Here is an 18,410-nt window from a genome sequence, read left to right as displayed (position 1 = left end):
ATGTCCGACCCGGACGCCTACGTACAGTACGACTGGTCGCTCTACGGCACCGTGATCAACTGCGGTGCCTACACGGCCGTGGATAAAGCGGAGACCCCCGAGGGCCGTGTCATCGCCTGGAAGGCCAACGCGACCGGCCCGGCGCTCCTCGCCCGCACCTGCGCCGAGCACGGCATCACGCTCGTGCACGTCTCCTCCGACTACGTCTTTGACGGCACCGCCGAGGTCCATGACGAGGACGAGCCCCTCAGCCCACTGTCCGTCTACGGCCAGACCAAGGCGGCAGGCGACATCGCCGTGGCCGGCTGCCCGCGCCACTACATCATGCGCTCGAGCTGGGTCATCGGCGAGGGGCACAACTTCGTCAAGACCATGAAGGCGCTGTCCGACCGCGTCGCCGACCCGGGGGATAAGCTCACCCAGATCACCGTCGTTGACGACCAGCTGGGACGCCTGACCTTCACGCGCGACATGGCCGCGGCCATCTTCCACGTGCTGGAGAACAAGGCCCCCTACGGCACCTACGGCTGCACCGGCAGCGGCCGCGTCGCCTCCTGGGCCGAAATCGCGCGTGAGGTCTTCGAGGCCGCCAACGGCAACGGCGGCAAGGTGGTCCCGGTCTCCACGGCCGACTACTACGCCAGCGCCGCCGGCCCCATCGCACCGCGCCCGGTCCACTCCGCGCTCGACCTGTCCAAGCTGGAGTCCGCAGGCTTCGACATGCCCGACTGGGAGGAAGAGCTGGGGGAGTACCTCAAGACGCTCTAGTCGCTCTTAATAAATATGCGAGAATCAAAGCCGCCGTTCTTTAACGGCGGCTTTTCTTGTGCCTGGCGTATAGCTCTGTGCCGGTAAGTGCGGTGGTGGTCACCAAGCGAGAACAGCCTGTCGAGCTCATGCTAGGAGTTCGCGACGGGGCGGTTGACGGCGACCTGCCCGTCCCGAGTGAGCATGCAGGCCCAGTGGAAGGACTTCCCGACATCGAGCTAGAGGACGGCCCTCCTCGCGGGCGCTGCGTTGTTGGCCATGGTATCCTCCAATCGTCGGTCGATCGGAAGCCGTTTCCCGCGACACCCACATTACCTGGCCGTGGCCATCTTCCCTGAGGTCCGGCAGTTTCCTATCAGTCGTCTGAAACGGCGACGCCTGCGTCGGCAATACCCCCCGGGACCTCTTCGGGGCAGGGAAAGACGGCCGTACGCGGGCGCCCGATCGGCGGCCCAGACGGGCTTGCTTGCATCGTATGCGACACCGGGAAATGCATCAACGGGGTATCGAATAGCTCGTTTCTGACTGTAATGGGGCTTCGTCGCCGGTCGAGCAAAGTAGCCGGACCTTATGCGCTCTGGAGCGTTATCCATCTCGTAACGTTTCCCCGCCATTCATGGGCGTCTGAGTTTCTGGCATCGCTGTGGGCACCGCATCAGCTCAGATGTACTATCTATTGGTCTATTATGGCGAGGCTGTGGACGAGTTCATCGACTCGAAGTCGGGGGCGAGGATAGACGCGAAGACAGGAGGGATTCTCTGATGGATAGCGTGTTCAATGACCATGTGTTCCCTAAATACAAGGATCAACAGGTCATGAAGCCTCAGATGCATGGCTTCAATGACCCCACTTTGAGGAATTTCATGCTGTTGGACTCGTCTGCCCTGGTGAAAGACGAGCTTAAAGCCGACAGGTTCGACGATGAGTTCATTAGATCCTTCCTCAATGCCGCCAAGGAGCTTGCGGCCGCCGGGAGGAGAGCGACCGACAGGCCGGGCATGTATGTGATGCTGGAACATTCCTACGCGATTCCGGTGATGTTCCTCACAAGGCACTGTATTGAGCTTTCAATCAAGAGGGCGATAAAAAGATGTGGGGCTAAGCCTAAGAAAGACCACAGCCTTACAAACCTGTGGAACTCCTTGCTCTCGAGGTTTCCGGGGCAAAAGTGCCGTGAAGACAATACAACCATCAAGAACATGGGTGCTTTTGTAAAAGCCATTGCCGAAATCGATGACAACGGCATCAGTCTCCGCTATCCGCAGGACAAATCAGGCAGACTGACGCAGGACAGGCCGCTATTCGTGAATGACGAGGAAGTTGTCTCGTATTTGGAGAAGTTCGTAGAGCAGCTTCAGCTGATTGACTTCGATTATCTTGTCGAGAATGGTAAATAAGTGGTTGGAAGCTGGTCTTTATCGTTTGTAAAACCAGTGGTTGGAATCATGGTTGTATTAGCCGGTTAATCAGAACAGCTGTTGATTATTTTTTAACAGCTTAATTAAGATACCTGTAATTTATGCATAAAAGGTAGTGAATTGCTACCTTTACCATATGGATCTGTGAGTAAGTGCTTCGAGATGATGATGCCGATCTCGCTTCAATTTATGGGTGTATCGAAAAATAAGGGCGGAGTCGCTCTCGCGTTCCCGCCCCGCAAACCCGAATGATTCTGACTTTCCCGTTATCCGGAACGGCCGGGAAAGTTCGCGTCTCAGTCCGGAAAACCCAATGCTTAAAGCGACGATGCCAAGGGGCTACTCGGTCAGCTTCTTGCATCCGTACCAGGTCAAGGGGAGGGGCAGCCTGTAGAACGAGGTCGGCTCCATAGGGATCTCCTCGAGACTTCCGTTGCCTCGCCGAACCCACGAAGTTCCGTTTGCGTCGGTGAAAGCCGTTTCGGGTGCCGTGCGTACTCCCATTCCGTGCCCTTCCGTCGGGAGCCATGTGTACCATGCTCCAGGAGGAAGCGTGCCGACGCAGACGCGGTCGGGAAAAGCGGGACGGTTGTCCTCTCCTTTGAAAGAGGGGCCGGCTCCGCTAATCCCGACACAGGTGACGATTACGTCGTAGACGGGGGACTCGCTTTCGTTTCGAAGCACGACTAACTGCCAGACGAATCGATTGTCCTTGGGCTGATCGGTTCGGTTTCGACCCCCTTCGTACCATGCCGATATGCGGGATGGCTGATACCGCTTGATGTCGTCCTCCCTGTTCCTTTTGTTCTGGCTGCTTTGCCGCAATGCGGCAATCAAGGTCCCCAAGGTAAAGAATCCGATGAATGCTTGGACAATCAGATTGGCGATGTCTATTTTGTTGTCAAAAGTCACTGGATGGTCACCGGCTTAGCGTCGTGGGGCGATACTTCTAACTCCGAATAATAAGGGATGATCGATGGTTGCCGTTTCGTAAGCGTATAAATGGGTGCGTCTCAACAGCTTGTTTTTCTTAAGGCAAACATGCTGCAACGCCAATTCAAAGAGGTTGCGGTGATGCAAGCAAACGCCAATCGCAGGAACAAATGGGCCGACCGCATCGAGCGGTGCCTCTCGTCCAACATGAGCGCGGAAGACTGAGTAAGCTCAACCACTTGAGAGAGTCGCGCCTTTACAGGTGGTTTGCCAGATTCAGAAAAGAGGAGCCGCAACGCTTCCCCCGTAGGAACGCCGCCACGGCGAACTAGCTTGAAATCACAAGGGGCGGCATCACCGACGCGAAGTCATCGTGCCCGCGACAAACGGATCTTCTCCGATGGCCTCGGCCGCTAGCGCAAATCTAGCATCGAGTGAGTATTTGCACGTTTCCGTACCGCGAATATTGGGGGGCGCTCAAATACTCATTCGATCGAGCTTATGCCATCATTGTTGTGAACGGGGCGACCTCGGTTGCGGTTTGATCTAGCGCAGCGAAGGAAATCTTTCGCTATAAGTTTATGCAGGAGGAAATAATGGAGACATGCCGGTCAAAAGAGCCTGCTGATCAGCTCATCGATCATATTGATTCCTATCTCAAGGATAAGGACAATCAATATGCAATTGCACTTGAGGGAGATTGGGGATCGGGAAAGACCCGATTCATCGAAGGGAAACTCAACGAGTATCTCGAAAAGGGCGAATACAACCTTGTCCGCGTTTCCATGTTCGGAATTGCCACTGCTGATGATCTATACGAACGTATTGTGATGGCGCTTGTACACCTTAGCGATAAAGGTATGAAGGCGCAAGCTGCTGCCAAAACTATAGGGGGCGCCCTCAACGGTATTTCGAGGGCTTTAATTAAAAGAACGGGATTATCGGTGAATCTCGCCGTCGGGATACAATCCGTTGCCTGCCTAATGCTCAAAAAGAAGCACTTTCTTGTATTCGATGATGTGGAGAGGCGTTCTAAACATAGCGACGATTTGGCGCTATTCGGAACGATGAACGATCTTGTCGAAAGACTTGGATTGAAGGTCATGCTGGTTTCAAATGCCTGGGAAGGAAGTGATGTGCAATCGATGCGAGAGTTCGATAGGGACGTACGCGAAAAGCTAATTTGGAAAGTCTATCCTTTCAAGCCGTGCCCGTCTGCATTGGCCAAAGAAATTCTCATGGGAGATTGTCGCCCATCGGAAGACCTTGATATGCATAGCGCCATACTTGCGGGGGTAGAGGCCAGCGGATGCGTAAATGCTCGGGCAATGATTCGTGCTCATGAGCTAATCAGAAGAATTTGCAGCCTTGAGGTGCTTCAAAATACAGGAATTGCACTTCAAAACCGGTTTTACGCTCTACGGGACGCAGTCCATTTTGCTTTGTTGACCTCCATGGGGAACGCACCTTCCATGCCACAAAACGGAAAGCCAGAGGAATGGCTCAGTCCGGAGGCGCTGGAATACGATCGCAGAGTGTCTCTTTACGAGCAATACTCTGATTTCTCCGTGATAGGTAAGGCATTCGACCCTTCAGGCGATGTAGATATTGAAGATCTCGAACAAGGGTTTAAAACATACATTTGGAAACGGTACCCGAGCAACCGCGATACCCTCGAAGTTAGGGAGATCGCTAAAAGTATGCGGTGTGCTTACGATCTTGATGACGATAATGTAGATGGCCTCGCGCAGCGTTACTATGATTTAGTTACTAGAGCACATTATTCAGTCGATTGTTTGCACGACGTGCTCGAGGTTTATTACCTGCTATCTGACCTCAAATGGGAATGTCCATTTTCGCAAAATGACTTTATCAAATATTGCAAGAAAGTGATCGATGCCGATCTAGACAAAGCTTCTGAGCTCCTCTCTGGACCAGTATTTAGTGCAGACGAAAGGCGGAAAAGACGGGCGCTCGCCGAAGAACTTGAGCGTTATGCTCGGACAGAGCTGAATAAAAAGATGTCGAGTCAGTTGATGATATCTGAGGGAGCGGAGGGACTGACGGGCAGGGAGATTGCTCGACTTCTCAACGATGCTGCAGAACGCGATGTCAAAGTGTTGGTTAATGCTAGTCCGAGAGTCATTGTCGAGTCATTTTGTAGAGAAGATGCGGCGAATCAAGAGGCGCTTCGCAAGTTCTTTGTGCATCTTCATAACGTTTGGATTCCGGGTGGGGTGCCATCGGCGGATTTAGTTGAATGGATACTTGAGATAAAGACTGCACTGGAAGAAACGAACGTTGAAACGAAAACTGGATCAATGAGAAGGCGTTTGTTCTTGAGAAATCTGGAGGAGCTTGAGAGCCGATTTGGGTATCCCGTACAGAAGTAGCACCGATGCTCCACTTGCCGTGCGCTTCAGTGCCAGCGGTCTTGTTTTGCGCTTGCGCGGTGCCGGCTTGATTTCATTTGTTGCATAGATTGAAGGATGCGCCAGTCACGTCTTCTTCGCCGTGCTCACGGTCTTCTGTCCGTCTCGGCTGCATGGTGGGTCCGATTGCTTTTTCGGAGTGGCAATGATACGTATGGTGTGAAACGGATGGTACGCGGATAACGAGGGGCGGAAACAACGACAGCCCCACGCTAAAGGAAAGGAGCGGAGGAACTATGCCAGAAAATAAAATACCAGGCCTCTTCACCGTCTACTACATGAATCAGCAGAAGGTGTTCGAGACGAGGATGCTCCTGGACAACAAACTCAAGACTACAAGCTCCAAGGAAAACCAGAACGGGACGACAAAGAGAGCATCATTGAACGCCGAAGCGGAGCTCAACCCTCCCTTTCTGACGAAACTCAGGGCAAAACTCGAAGGAAGCGTCAGGCACGAAAAACAAGAGAAGATCGTGGACACCCTCGAATACGTGAACACAAATAGCCGGATGCTCGCCGACATAATGGAGCATTGCAAAGCCCCCGAAAGCGGAACAACGCTTGCAGAAGGCGACCTCGCATACATCGGCGATGTCTCGCTGGAGCTCATCAATGAGGAGGAGATTCGAGGCATCATGGCAATCATGAGCGGGACCTTCGACGGAATCACCGTCTCCGATGCCGGAGACCTCGACATCGGCCACATGATGCAATCCTTCATAGGAGACGGCGCAGCCTTCAAGCTCAGAGGAAACCGCGCAAGAAGAAGAACGCCGCTGTACGCGAAGATTCCCCTCGATGGAGAAGAAATGTTCGAAAGCGGGTACACAATCGACGACCTGCTCATCGGAAAGGTCGGCATCGTCGGGATATGCAAAGGGAAAATCACCCCGGCCCAGATGAAGAGCCCCCTCGATTACTTCCAACAGCCAGACGACCCGAAACGCACGCCGCAGAACGACATTGTTATATGCGGAAAGAACCCGTCACCCACCGCCATGACCGGCGGCGGCAATCGGGTAGAACAGGGCTATTACATAGACATCCTTGCTGTCATTCAGGCAGTGTCCTTCGAGGCTTGATAGGCAACGCCATGCGCAAACTCGTCACATACAACAAATCCCAGTATAAAGCCCTGATCGACCAGCTCGGAGACGGCGGCTTCAAGTTGATGTCGCTTCTCGAACTACACGGAAGCGACCAAATCTCCGAGCTCCTCTCCGAGAAAAAGCTCGTCGTGGACGTTTCATCACTTGTGGGGTTACTCTCGGGCGATCTTCAGCTGGCATCGAAATTCGAGCTCCTCGTCCACCAGCTACCCTTTGGCACCCTCTTCATCGGAGACGATAAAACCGTGAACGAAGGAGCATACCAATTGAGAACCATGTTCGACGACATTATAGAATGCGACATCGAGATCGATAAGGACGCCCAGAAGTACAAAAGAGTAAAGAGAACACTCGTATCCCTCGACGAACTCGAATTCAAACAGGTCCTCACCACCCTCGAAAGCGAGCTCATAGGCCAGATCGAATTCAAACGCTCCTTCGAATCCCGATCGCGCAGCTTCAGGCTCTTCAACGCGCTCGACGAGCAGCCGGTATTCTCGTTGCTCCTTCTTGGCCCTTCGGGTGTCGGGAAAACAGAAGTCGCCAAGATTCTCTGCGAGGCAATCGCGCCATGCCAGCCCCTCCCTAAAGTCAATCTTGGGAACTACAGCAGCAAGGACTCTCTAAACTCCCTGATTGGCAGCCCGAGAGGATACATGGGAAGCGAAGAAGGCGAGCTGGGAAAGAAGATCGACTCGTCCGATGCCGGAATTCTCCTGGTGGATGAGTTCGAGAAAGCTGAACCCGCCGTCTGGAACTTCTTCCTCGATCTCCTCGAGACAGGATCGTTCACGGACTCCCAAGGGATGGAGCACGATCTCCGCGGGTTCATCATCGTATTCACGACAAACTGCCCCCTCGGGAAGATCAATGAAACTTTCCCGGCAGAACTCCTCTCCCGCTTCAATTTGATGAGCCACTTCTCCAAGCTAAGCGTAAGCGACAAAAAGTTCTTTGTCGAAAGATACGTATCCATGTTTGCCAAGAAGTACAGGGAGACTGCTCCCAGTGGCTTGCCGACATTGCCGGACGACATCGCCGACAGGGCAATGATGGAAATCGACATTGAAGCGACCGAAAACATCCGGATCCTCAAGAACACAACAAGATCTTGGATCAGCGAATTCGTAGAGAAGGCCCGAAAGAGCAGTTCAATCGCGACGCAGCCCTCCAACATCAACACCCAAACATAACGAATATATGTTCTTATTGCATCGCATCTACATTACGAAATTCAGATTGCTTGAGATGTCTTGACGCAAGTTCAGATTCACTTCGGAGTATCATGCTGTCAATTTGAAGGATGCTACCTGCGCTTTTGAAGAATCGAAACGGAGGTTGTAAGCCGATTCTTCCTTTCACCGACTGGCAAAACGATTTACACCTAATTGTGGGAGTTGCCCACGCGATTTCTCCTTGCTCCTGCATCGATCTCGCTAAACTAATAAGTGCTGCCACCAGGGCATTTTCTGGTGCATATTCTATTGGCTCCCGCGAAGATCGGAGCGGGTATGTTTGCTGCCGAGTCCTACACCAGCCGTCATTACATTGCGATTGTTGCCATGGCCTGCCTATGCGTTTTGCTGGGCGGGCCTTCTTATGCTGCGGGCGCGGAGAGCCTCATCATCGCGGGCGCGACATACTACGAGCCGGGCGTGTCGGGCCCCGGCTGGGCCTGGACCGATGCCGACCATCTGGAGCTCAACGGCTACGCGGGCGAGGCCATCGGCGCCGACGGCGACCTGGTGCTGACGCTTGCCGGGCAGAACTCCGTGACGGAGTCGCATGCGCCCGATGCGGACATCACGCTGTGCGGCATGGAGGTGTGGGGCAGCCTGACGCTTCGCGGCACCGGGACCCTGACGGCGACGGGCTCGCAGTGCGGGATCCACGTTTCGCAGGCGCTCGTGGTGGACGGATGCACCGTCGATGCCCGGGCAGACGGGGCCAATATTACGGACGAGGCGGTCGCCGGCGTGATCGCTGGCGACATGGCCGTGCGCGGCGGCGGGCGCATCGTTGCCGCGGGCGCCGGGTCCGGAGCGGGCGTGCGCGCCTACGGTGTGTATCTGCAAGATGCGGGCCTTGGCGATGGTGCGGCCGGCTGTCGGCTTTCCGTTGACGCCTCGTGGCTTGATGCGGCCGGTGCCGACGGCGGCGTTGCGTGTACGGGCGGGTCGCTTGTGTCCGCACGGTTTGTGACGCCTGCTGGCGGGGCTTTTGGTGCTAGTGGCGTGATGGATGCTGCAGGGGTAGTGGCACCGCATGTGGTGGTTGAGCCCGATGTCGCCACGCCTCCGGCGGGGGAGACCGACGGGAGCGATGTGCCTGGATGCGGGGCGGGCGAGCCTTCCGCCGATGCTAACCCCGCTGCCGGAGAGCCCACCACAGGGCCCACGACAAATCCGGCGCTGAAACCAGCGGCCGCGACAACCAAGACAACAACGACAGTAACCAAGACCACGGTCGCCAAAGCCTCCAAGCCCAAGGCTGCCACTGCGACAAGTGCGGCACTCCCCAAGACCGCCGACAACAACTGGATCGCCGCTTCCGTGACGCTTTTCCTACTTGGTACAATGCTTCTAGCTGCCGCATGTCGTTGTTGAGATAGCTGCCATTTGGAAGAAAGGGACATCCACAAGGTATGACTTTTGACAACTGTACAGCAGACGCAACCGACCCTATCGTGCCGAAAGCACCCCGTACTTTACCCGATGATCTGGACAGCATCGCCTTGATCGACGAAACTGCCACCCCGAGACGTCGTGGTTCAAGCTGTAAAGCAGTGTTGAGCTGCGATTTTAGTGGTTACGGCGTTTGCCATGGCGCGGCTGACGCGCACGAATTTAAAATCGGGGGCAAAAAGTTCTTGGAAAACCTCGCGCGGCTATGTTAGTATCTCTTTTGCCGAAAGGCGACGGGCGATTGGCTCAGGGGTAGAGCATATCCTTCACACGGATGGGGTCACAAGTTCGAATCTTGTATCGCCCACCATCTAAAGCACAGGTCAGAGGTGTTAAGCCTCTGACCTTTTTCTTTTTGACACCAAAATTGAAGCGAAGTTACCTAAGGCGTTATATGTTACGCAGTTCACCTTAGGTGTCGTCATTGCGCGTTTTGCAAAATGCGTCTGCGTTCATTCATTGAATTCCCTGCGTAATCTATGTGCAATTGTGGAGACAGAGACCGCTGGCTCACAGCTTGTACCAGCGCGTTCATGCCTATGGCGGCTTTTCAACGGATTGCGTCAAGCTTTTGGTCAGCGTTTGGTCAGCTTCCGGTACTTACCCGCATGATGCCCCGGTAGATAATCGTCCACGACCACAACCGCACGGTCTACGGCCGATACCAGGGGAGGCGCAAATGGACGAAATCGTCTGCGCAAACACCGCATTCCGCTATTGGCGCTGCCCACCGCAGGTGCGCGACCTCTACCCGCGCCTACCCAACTCCGAAGAAGGCTGGCGAGCTCTGTCCCAAGCCCCTTTCGTAACCGACGTCCTCAAGACCCCAGTCATCACAGCAGCATCAACTCGAAGCAACCTACATTCCGAGACAAGACGGACCATCCGATGGAACAGCGCCTATACAGAGAAGGTCTCGATCGACACGGGCATGGGCTTTAGCGTCACAGACCCTCTTCATACGCTATTCACCATGACTCGAAGCGTTTCTTCATGCGACCTGGTTCTGGCCATGTACGAGCTCTGCGGATGGTTTTCGGTTTTTAAACCATCGCCCGCGGTCGACATGGCACTTGAGCAAGCAAAATCAGAAGAAGAGCAGTACACCACAGAAAGTCTTTTTGAACTAGATGAAACCCAAGACGAGGCCCCATGGAAGCGAGTCTATGCTCGGGCGAGCCAGAAGGACAGCGAGAATGATCAAAGTGGGCAGCAGAATGACGGATCCGGAAATAAAGCAAACGGAAAAGGCACATCGCTCTGGATGAGAAAGCCTCTTATTGAAATAGAAGAACTGCACAAATTTGCAGCGAAGGTTAAGGGCGAGATGTGGGGAAAACAATTCTACGAAGCCGCACGGCAGGTAATGGGTATTGCGGCATCCCCGCTAGAAGTTGCTGGAATCATGTTGCTAAGTCTTCCGAGGCGTACTGGCGGAGCGGAGTTTAAAAACATATACGTCAACGACTTAACACCGCTGTCGAATTCAGCTCGAAAAATCGCAGGTCAGAAAATCTGTTACGGCGATATCGTCATCGTAAACCCAATAATAATGAAAGCTGTGATTATCGAACTTCAGGGAGAGGTTATCCATGGCTCAGGCGCCGTGCTGGACCACGATGCCGCACGAATGACAGCATTACAAAGCATGGGATACGACGTATTTCTTGTAACCCATGACATGCTCAATGATCACGATCAGCTTGATGCCATCATTCACAGTGTGTGTGAGCGATTGGAGTTGCGCTACAAACCAAAAACCGAGGCGATGAGATGCGCTGAGACCAGATTGCGAGCCAACGTTCTGTGCAATTGGCTTGGTATTGGTAAGTAATAATGTTCAAGTGAGCATTATTACTACTTTATATGCTGCAGTAATTAATTGCCATTTTAAAACCACGCCGGTTTACTACGTTGGATTGGGGGTAGCTGAGCACACCGAATTCGTCGCTCGTAAAACCGCAGGTAGAATGCCTGCCCGTTTTGCGAATGTAGGCGTGTGGTCGGAAATCCGGGAATCGTCGTAGTAAACCGGTCCGTTTATGAAGCGACCAGCTGGCGCGAGCTGCGCACGGTTCAGTAAATTGACCCGAAGGCGCGGAGAGGAGCTCAGACGAAACCCTCCCGCGGAAGCACCGCGGATTGCTTTGTTCTGGCCGGCGGCACCTGGGGCGCGCCCCGCGGGCTATTTCGGGCATCGTGTGTCCCTTCGGCCCCGCGCCGTTCCACGCACCGTAAAATCTTTTCCAAAATTGTCCTTGCATCGGCGGGGGAGTTCCCGTATAGTACATTCTCGCACGGGGGCGTAGCTCAGCTGGGAGAGCGCTTGACTGGCAGTCAAGAGGTCAGGGGTTCGATCCCCCTCGTCTCCACCCGAGCATTGAATGAGGCTCCAACGCAAGTTGGGGCCTTTTTTCATATCTATCGATTTGCACATCTTTTGGCTGGGCAGCATCTTGGCTACATATCCATTGTTAATCATAAATATGAATGTTAATAACTTTACGTCTGTGGATGGCAAAGCTAGTCCGCAGCGCCAATAACAAAGAGGCCAGGCGTAATGCCCGGCCTTAAAAATCTCTGGTGGGCCCTCCGGGATTCGAACCCAGAACCCAGGGATTATGAGTCCCCTGCGCTAACCGTTGCGCCAAGAGCCCTTATGAACGGTGAATGCAATTCTAACAAAGGCAACTCAGACCTAATTTCTTCGCTTCACGACGTGAAATACTACCATGCACGAGCAAGTCGCACAACGCAAGATCAAGTCCGATGCTAAACAACAGCTAATCTAGGCGCGTCGCAGAAAAGACGCGATCTAAAGAAGTTAAGGCCTTTAATTCAGGGCTCCGACACATTTTTGCGTGAAATCAACCTGATGCCATTTCAAAACCATGCCGGTATACTACGACGAATCGGCGACCCCCGAGCACCGTGTGTTCTCCGTTTGCAAAACCGCAGGTAGGTAGCCCGCCGGTTGCACGAAAAGGCGTGCGTGGTTGGACATTCCTGATTTATCGTAGTAAACCGGCATGGTTCTGAGGCGCTGGGGAGGGGCGCTTCGCAATCGGACCCGATAATGGGACTGGCGGCGCACGGAAAACCCTGTTGAACGGGGCGCGTCGTGTTCCACGCGCCAAGTCGGCCGGCGTACGGGCTGTGCGGGGGCCAGGCGCCCCGCGGGCTGGCGCGGTCCCGTGCGCGCCGACACTCGCGAAAATTTTTCCAAAATTGTCCTTGCATCGTGGTCCGAGTTCCCGTATAGTACTTCTTCGCACGGGGGCGTAGCTCAGCTGGGAGAGCGCTTGACTGGCAGTCAAGAGGTCAGGGGTTCGATCCCCCTCGTCTCCACCCGAGCATTGAATGAGGCTCCAACGCAAGTTGGGGCCTTTTTTCATATAGGCACACAAGGTCAAAGGCGGCAGCATGATCCTCCTGGTCGACAAGATCGAAAAAAGCTTCGGCGCGCGCGTCCTCTTTAGCGGCGCGTCCTTCCAGATCAACCCCGGCGAGCGCTTCGCGCTCGTGGGCCCTAACGGCGCCGGCAAAACCACCATGCTCAAAATCATCATGGGCATCGACAGCCCCGACGCCGGCCAGGTCCAGTACGCCAAGGACTGCCAGGTGGGCTACCTAGAGCAGGAAACTAATCTGGAGCACAAGGACACCACCATCCTTGCCGAGGTCATGGCCGCCGCCAAGGAAATCCGCCGCATGGGCGAGCGCGCTAACGAGCTGCAGGCCCAGATCACCGAGCTCTCCGAGCAGGGCAAGGACGTCGACGCACTCCTTAACGAGTACGGCCAGGTCCAGGACCGCTTTGAGCACCTGGGCGGCTACGAGCTCGAGAGCAACGCCCGCAAAATCCTTTCCGGCCTGGGCTTTAAGGTCACCGACTTTGAGCGCCCATGCTCCGAGTTCTCGGGCGGCTGGCAGATGCGCATCGCGCTCGCCAAGCTCTTCCTGCGCCACCCCGACCTGCTGCTGCTGGACGAGCCCACCAACCACCTGGACCTCGAAAGCGTCCAGTGGCTGCGCGGCTTTATCGCCAACTACGACGGCGCCGTCCTCATCGTCAGCCACGACCGCGCCTTCATGGACGCCTGCGTCGACCACGTCGCCGCCCTCGAGAACCGCCGCGTGACCACCTACACCGGCAACTACAGCAGCTACCTCAAGCAGCGCGAGGACAACCTGGAGCAGATGCGCGCCAAGCGCGCCGCCCAGGAGCGCGACATCGCCCACATGCAGGTCTTCGTCGACAAGTTCCGCTACAAGCCCACCAAGGCAGCCCAGGCCCAGGAGCGCATCCGCAAGATCGAGCAGATCAAAAAGGAGCTTGTCATCCTACCCGAGGGCCACAAGCACATCGACTTTAAGTTCCCCGACCCGCCGCGCTCTGGCGACATGGTCGTGGGCCTGGAGGGCGTCTCCAAGTCCTACGGCAACAAGCACATCTACAGCGACATCGACCTCAAGCTCTACCGCGGCGAGCACGTGGCGCTCGTCGGCCCCAACGGCGCTGGCAAGTCCACGCTCATGAAGATCCTCGCCGGCCTGGAGCCGCCCACCACCGGCACCCGGGACCTGGGCACCAACGTGGGCGTGGCCTACTACGCCCAGCACGCGCTCGAGGGCATGACCGAGTCCAACACCGTCCTGCAAGAGATCGACACCGTCACGCCCAAGTGGACCGTGCCACAGCAGCGCAGCCTACTGGGCGCCTTCCTGTTTAGCGACAACGATTCCATCGAGAAGCAGGTTCGCGTCCTCTCCGGCGGCGAAAAAGCGCGTCTGGCCCTGGCCAAGATGCTCGTGGCCCCCGAGGCGCTCCTGTGCCTGGACGAGCCCACCAACCACCTAGACATCGACTCGGTGGACATGCTCGAGAACGCCCTGCAAAATTTCCCCGGCACCATCGTGCTGATCAGCCACGACGAGCACCTGGTGCGCGCCGTGGCCAACCGCATCATCGACATTCGCGACGGCAAGGTCACGGTCTACGACGGCGACTACGACTACTACCTCTACAAGCGCGAGGACCTCGCAGCCCGCGCCGCCGCCGAGGCGTCCACGGAGAGCGCGCCGGCCACGACCAAGTCCGCCAAGGCCAGCGCTGCCCAGGCCGACACCCCCGTCGCCGCCCCCAAGCCTGCCGAGGGCAAAAAGACCAAGGAGCAAAAGCGCGCCGAGGCCCAAGCCCGCGCTGCGCTCAACAAAAAGCTCAAGGGCGTGCGTAACCAGCTCAAGAAGATCGAGACGGAGCTCGACAAAAAGCGCGCCCGCTATGACGAGCTTATGGAATTGATGGCAAGCGAAGAGCTTTATGCCGATCAAGACAAGTTCAACGCCGCGCTGGGGGAATATAACGGCCTTAAGCAAGAGCTGCCCAAGCTCGAGGACGAATGGCTGGAGCTTTCCACCCAGATCGAAGAGGAGACCGCGCGTGAACTCTCGTAAGGCCGCTGCCGTGGCGATGAGCATCATCGCCATCGCCTGTCGCATCTGCGGCATCTTTATGAGCGCGATGACCGTGCTGCTGTGTTTTAGCGGCCTCACCGCCAAGCTGCAGATCGTAGGCTTTGTCGTTGAGCTTTCGCGCGCACTGCCGAGCGCCATCGCCGGCTATGGCGTCATCACGTCGCCCTTTGGCGGCGTGTTCCGCCTGGATTACGCCATCGTCACCGTGATCCTGTTTGTGATCGACTACCTGCTCACGCGCGCCTCGCGCCGCGTCCGCTAGGGGAGCGCTATGTCCAGCAGCTACCTCATGAACCTGCTCGCCAGCGCCGTCGCCGTCATCGTGGGCATCGTGATCCACGAGAGCGCACACGCCGCCGCGGCCTGGGCGCTCGGCGACAAGACGGCCCGTTCGCGCGGCCGCGTGTCACTCAACCCGCTTAACCATATCGACCCGTTTGGCACCATCATCCTGCCGCTGCTCATGCTCGCGGCCGGCGGCCCGGTGTTCGCCTTCGCCAAACCCGTGCCCGTCTACCTCAACAACCTCAAGCACCCCAAGCGCGACGAGGTCCTGGTGAGCGCGGCCGGCCCCGCGTCGAACATCGCACTCGCGTGCCTTGCCGCGGCACTCATGCACGTGGCGTACGGCAACCTCTACACCGGCATCTCCTTTGCCCTGGCGTCACAGATCATGAACTTCGGCGCCACGTTTATCGTGGTTAACCTGTCACTCGCATTCTTCAACCTCATCCCGATCCCGCCGCTCGATGGCTCGTCGATCATCGTGCCGTTCCTCAAAGGCAAGGCGCTCAACAACTACTACCACCTGCAGCAATACGCCATGCCCATCCTCATCATCGTGCTGTATCTGCTGCCCATGTGGACTGGCATTGATGTGATCGGCCGCTATTTCGACGTTACCGTGTATCCGCTGGCCGAGTGGCTGCTCAACTTCGCAATCGCCGGCATCTAAGGTAAACTTACAGGTCGACCGCGCAAAACGGTCGCAACATGCACCCAAACCGCGCCGCGAAGGCGCCGTCAAAGGAGGTCGAAGATGTCGTATCGCGTGTCGACTCAGGTCTACAGCGGGCCGTTCGACCTGTTGCTGCAGCTGGTAACCCGCCAAAAAGTAGATATCGGCGCCATCTCCATCAGCGAGGTGGCCGAGCAGTACCTTGCCGAGGTGGAGCGCATCGAGGCGCTGGACCTGGACGTGGCGAGCGACTTTCTGCTGGTCGCGGCAACCCTTCTGGACATCAAGGCCGCCTCTCTGGTGCCGCAGGAGGCCCCGCGCAAAGTCGATGACGACGATGACGAGTTCGACGAAGACCTCGAGGAACTCAGCGCGCTCGACGGCGACGCCTTGCGCGAGGTCCTGATCCAGCGCCTGATTGCCTACAAGCAGTTTAAAGGCGCGGCTGCGGCCCTCGGTGCCCGCATGCAGGCCGAAAGCCGTATGCATCCGCGTGTGGCCGGCCCCGACCCTGAGTTCCTAGGGCTCATGCCCGACTATCTGGCTGGCATCACCCTGCGCGGCCTGGCCGTTATCTGTGCCGACCTGGACGGCAAGCGCCAGACCTTCCTGCTGGAGGCCGAGCATGTGGCGCCGCATCGCGTACCGCTCGACCTGACCGTGGCCTCAGTCGACCGCTTTACCATGGCGCACCAAACCTGCACCTTCCGCGAGCTGTTGGACGGCGACGCCACCACCGAGCAACTCGTCGTCACCTTCCTGGCCATGCTTGAGCTTGCCAAGCGCGGTTCGCTCACGCTGAGCCAGGACGAGATCTTCGGAACCATCTGCATCAACCGAGTCGAGGGCGCCGAGGCATACGTGCCCGGCGAGGGCCCCGAGCTCACCGAATAGGAGCAGCAACCATGTCAACCCTTTCAACGCTGGAGGCAAACAGCCTCAAAGGCGCCCTCGAGGCGCTGCTGCTGGTGTCGAGCGACCCGGTGAGTGCGCCCGCGCTCGCCGGCGCACTGGATATCGCCCCCGGCGAGTGCGCATCGCTGCTCGCCGAGCTCAAGGTTGAGTACGAGGAGGCCAACCGTGGCTTTCAGCTGCGTGAGGTCGCCGGCGGCTGGCGCCTGTTTACGCACCCCGCCTACCACGACGTGGTCGAGGCCTATGTGTTGAGCTGGGACACGCAAAAGCTGTCGCAGGCCGCGCTCGAAACACTGGCCGTCATCGCATACCACCAGCCCGTGACGCGCGAGGTGGTCAAGGGCATCCGCGGCGTCAATTCCGACGGCGTCATCGCGTCGCTCGTGGACAAAGGTCTGGTGCGCGAGCTCGGACGCGACCCCCAGCGCGGTCAAGCCATCATCTACGGCACGACCAACGCCTTCTTGGAAAAGTTCGGTCTGCGCTCCACCCGCGATCTGCCCGATCTGGAGCAGTTTGCCCCCGACGAGCAGTCGCGTCAGTTTATCCGCGAGCGCCTGAGCGGCCGCAGCATTCAGTCCACGCTCGAGGAGCAGGCCGAGGACCTGGACGAAGAGCGCGAACTGCTCGATACCGATGTTGAAGATGTTGAGGCAGTCGAGAACTTGGAAACCCTGGTCGTCGACGAGATCTCGGAGGATTTGCATGACGAGGACTAACGAAGTAGGGGAGACGCGCGCCGGCGCTGCGGTACCCAACGCGGATACGCACGAGTCCGACGCCCAGCCCGTCTATCCGCACACCATGCGCCTGCAGCGCTTTTTGGCGCGCGCGGGCGTGGCGAGCCGCCGCGGGTCAGAAGACCTGATGACTGCCGGCCGCGTGACCGTCAACGGCCAGGTCGCGACCGAACTGGGCACCAAGGTCGACGTCGACCGCGACCATATCGAGGTCGACGGCATGCCCGTCAAGCTCAACCAGGGCGCCGTGTACTTGATGCTCTACAAGCCGACCGGCTACCTCACCACCATGAGCGATCCGCAGGAGCGACCTTGCGTGGCAGACCTGGTCCCGCGCGACCGCTATCCGGGGCTCTTCCCGGTGGGTCGCCTGGACCGCGACACCACAGGCCTTTTGCTCTTTACCACCGACGGCGACCTGTCGCAGGACCTGCTGCACCCCAGCAAGCATGTCTATAAGACCTACCAAGCACTCGTGGACGGCCACCTGACCGATCGCGACTTGGGACCGCTCCGCCGTGGCATCGAGCTCGACGACGGCCTGTGCCAGCCGGCGATCTGCCGCGTCATCAACGCGCGCGAGGCAGAGGCTGTGGCACCGCAAGGCGTCAAGCCCGGTACCACCGCCGTGGAGGTCATCATCCGCGAGGGTCGCAAGAACCAGGTCAAGCGCATGCTGAGCAAGATCCACCATCCGGTAATCCGCCTGCATCGCTGCAACTTTGCCGGCCTTGAGCTCGAGGGCGTGGCCAAGGGCTCGTGGCGCGAGCTCACCGACCGCGAGGTGCAGATCCTCAAGGCCGGCGGCATCCCGCCCAAGCAGGCCGTCGGCAAGCGAAACGGCGGCAAGCCCCAAGACACGCCCGCCAGTCGCACGCGTCACCACGGCAGCCACGGCTCCGCACCCAAGCGCAATACCTACCGCGAGCGTTACACCGGCTAGGCAGACCGCCAACCAATACAGCGCCCGCGAA

General features: G+C 57.3%; 13 protein-coding genes and 4 tRNA genes. 16 read left to right on the top strand and 1 reads right to left on the bottom strand.

From position 1 onward, the window contains the following. The 9 genes from DW645_RS08165 to DW645_RS08120 all read left to right on the top strand — a co-directional run. A partial coding sequence (locus DW645_RS08165) for a sugar nucleotide-binding protein (protein WP_118227216.1) occupies positions 1-768 on the top strand: 768 nt, incomplete at its 5' end. A gap of 816 nt (positions 769-1,584) precedes the next feature. Then, positions 1,585-2,166: a HEPN domain-containing protein gene (locus DW645_RS08160; RefSeq protein WP_233540749.1), complete on the top strand. Its 582-nt coding sequence runs from the start codon at positions 1,585-1,587 to the stop codon at positions 2,164-2,166. 1,550 nt (positions 2,167-3,716) lie between these two features. After that, a complete protein-coding gene (locus DW645_RS08150) occupies positions 3,717-5,513 on the top strand; it encodes a P-loop NTPase fold protein (protein ID WP_158565253.1) in 1,797 nt (598 codons plus the stop codon). Positions 5,514-5,788: 275 nt separating this feature from the next. Further along, positions 5,789-6,634: a hypothetical protein gene (locus DW645_RS09960; RefSeq protein WP_055287428.1), complete on the top strand. Its 846-nt coding sequence runs from the start codon at positions 5,789-5,791 to the stop codon at positions 6,632-6,634. An 11-nt stretch (positions 6,635-6,645) separates the two neighbouring features. Next, positions 6,646-7,854 (top strand): AAA family ATPase, encoded by a 1,209-nt coding sequence (locus DW645_RS08140; RefSeq protein ID WP_158568707.1) that lies wholly within the window; start codon positions 6,646-6,648, stop codon positions 7,852-7,854. 318 nt (positions 7,855-8,172) lie between these two features. Then, positions 8,173-9,267: a hypothetical protein gene (locus DW645_RS08135; protein ID WP_117779038.1), complete on the top strand. Its 1,095-nt coding sequence runs from the start codon at positions 8,173-8,175 to the stop codon at positions 9,265-9,267. Positions 9,268-9,580: 313 nt separating this feature from the next. Further along, positions 9,581-9,655 (top strand) — tRNA-Val (locus DW645_RS08130). 369 nt (positions 9,656-10,024) lie between these two features. Next, on the top strand, positions 10,025-11,179 hold the full coding sequence (locus DW645_RS08125) for a hypothetical protein (protein WP_117654749.1): 1,155 nt from the start codon (positions 10,025-10,027) through the stop codon (positions 11,177-11,179). Between the two features lie 465 nt (positions 11,180-11,644). Continuing rightward, a tRNA-Ala gene (locus tag DW645_RS08120) sits at positions 11,645-11,717 on the top strand. A 209-nt stretch (positions 11,718-11,926) separates the two neighbouring features. Here DW645_RS08120 and DW645_RS08115 read toward each other — a convergent pair. Then, positions 11,927-12,002 (bottom strand) — tRNA-Ile (locus DW645_RS08115). A gap of 618 nt (positions 12,003-12,620) precedes the next feature. Between DW645_RS08115 and DW645_RS08110 the strand changes: the two genes are divergently transcribed. From DW645_RS08110 to DW645_RS08080, 7 genes are all read left to right on the top strand, one after another. Continuing rightward, positions 12,621-12,693 (top strand) — tRNA-Ala (locus tag DW645_RS08110). 75 nt (positions 12,694-12,768) lie between these two features. Further along, complete coding sequence (locus DW645_RS08105; RefSeq protein ID WP_118227214.1) at positions 12,769-14,802, top strand: ABC-F family ATP-binding cassette domain-containing protein; 2,034 nt, start codon at positions 12,769-12,771, stop codon at positions 14,800-14,802. Further along, a complete protein-coding gene (locus DW645_RS08100) occupies positions 14,789-15,085 on the top strand; it encodes a hypothetical protein (protein ID WP_233540650.1) in 297 nt (98 codons plus the stop codon). The genes DW645_RS08105 and DW645_RS08100 overlap by 14 nt, the downstream gene beginning before the upstream one ends. A 9-nt stretch (positions 15,086-15,094) precedes the next feature. Continuing rightward, on the top strand, positions 15,095-15,778 hold the full coding sequence (locus DW645_RS08095) for a site-2 protease family protein (RefSeq protein WP_117842412.1): 684 nt from the start codon (positions 15,095-15,097) through the stop codon (positions 15,776-15,778). A gap of 84 nt (positions 15,779-15,862) precedes the next feature. Next, the gene (locus DW645_RS08090; RefSeq protein ID WP_118227213.1) at positions 15,863-16,675 is read left to right on the top strand and encodes a ScpA family protein; all 813 of its coding nucleotides are present in this window, start codon (positions 15,863-15,865) and stop codon (positions 16,673-16,675) included. 11 nt (positions 16,676-16,686) lie between these two features. Then, positions 16,687-17,415 (top strand): SMC-Scp complex subunit ScpB, encoded by a 729-nt coding sequence (gene scpB / locus DW645_RS08085; protein ID WP_117779043.1) that lies wholly within the window; start codon positions 16,687-16,689, stop codon positions 17,413-17,415. Further along, positions 17,402-18,379, top strand: coding sequence for a pseudouridine synthase (locus tag DW645_RS08080; RefSeq protein WP_118227212.1), 978 nt, complete (start codon positions 17,402-17,404; stop codon positions 18,377-18,379). Before scpB ends, DW645_RS08080 begins: the two co-directional genes overlap by 14 nt. The last annotated feature ends 31 nt before the right edge of the window (positions 18,380-18,410 follow it).

This window comes from Collinsella sp. AM23-17 (genome assembly GCF_003470945.1).
GTDB lineage: Bacteria > Actinomycetota > Coriobacteriia > Coriobacteriales > Coriobacteriaceae > Collinsella > Collinsella aerofaciens_O.
Note: the sequence above shows the minus strand (reverse complement) of the source record. Positions and strands in the feature narration are given on the sequence as shown.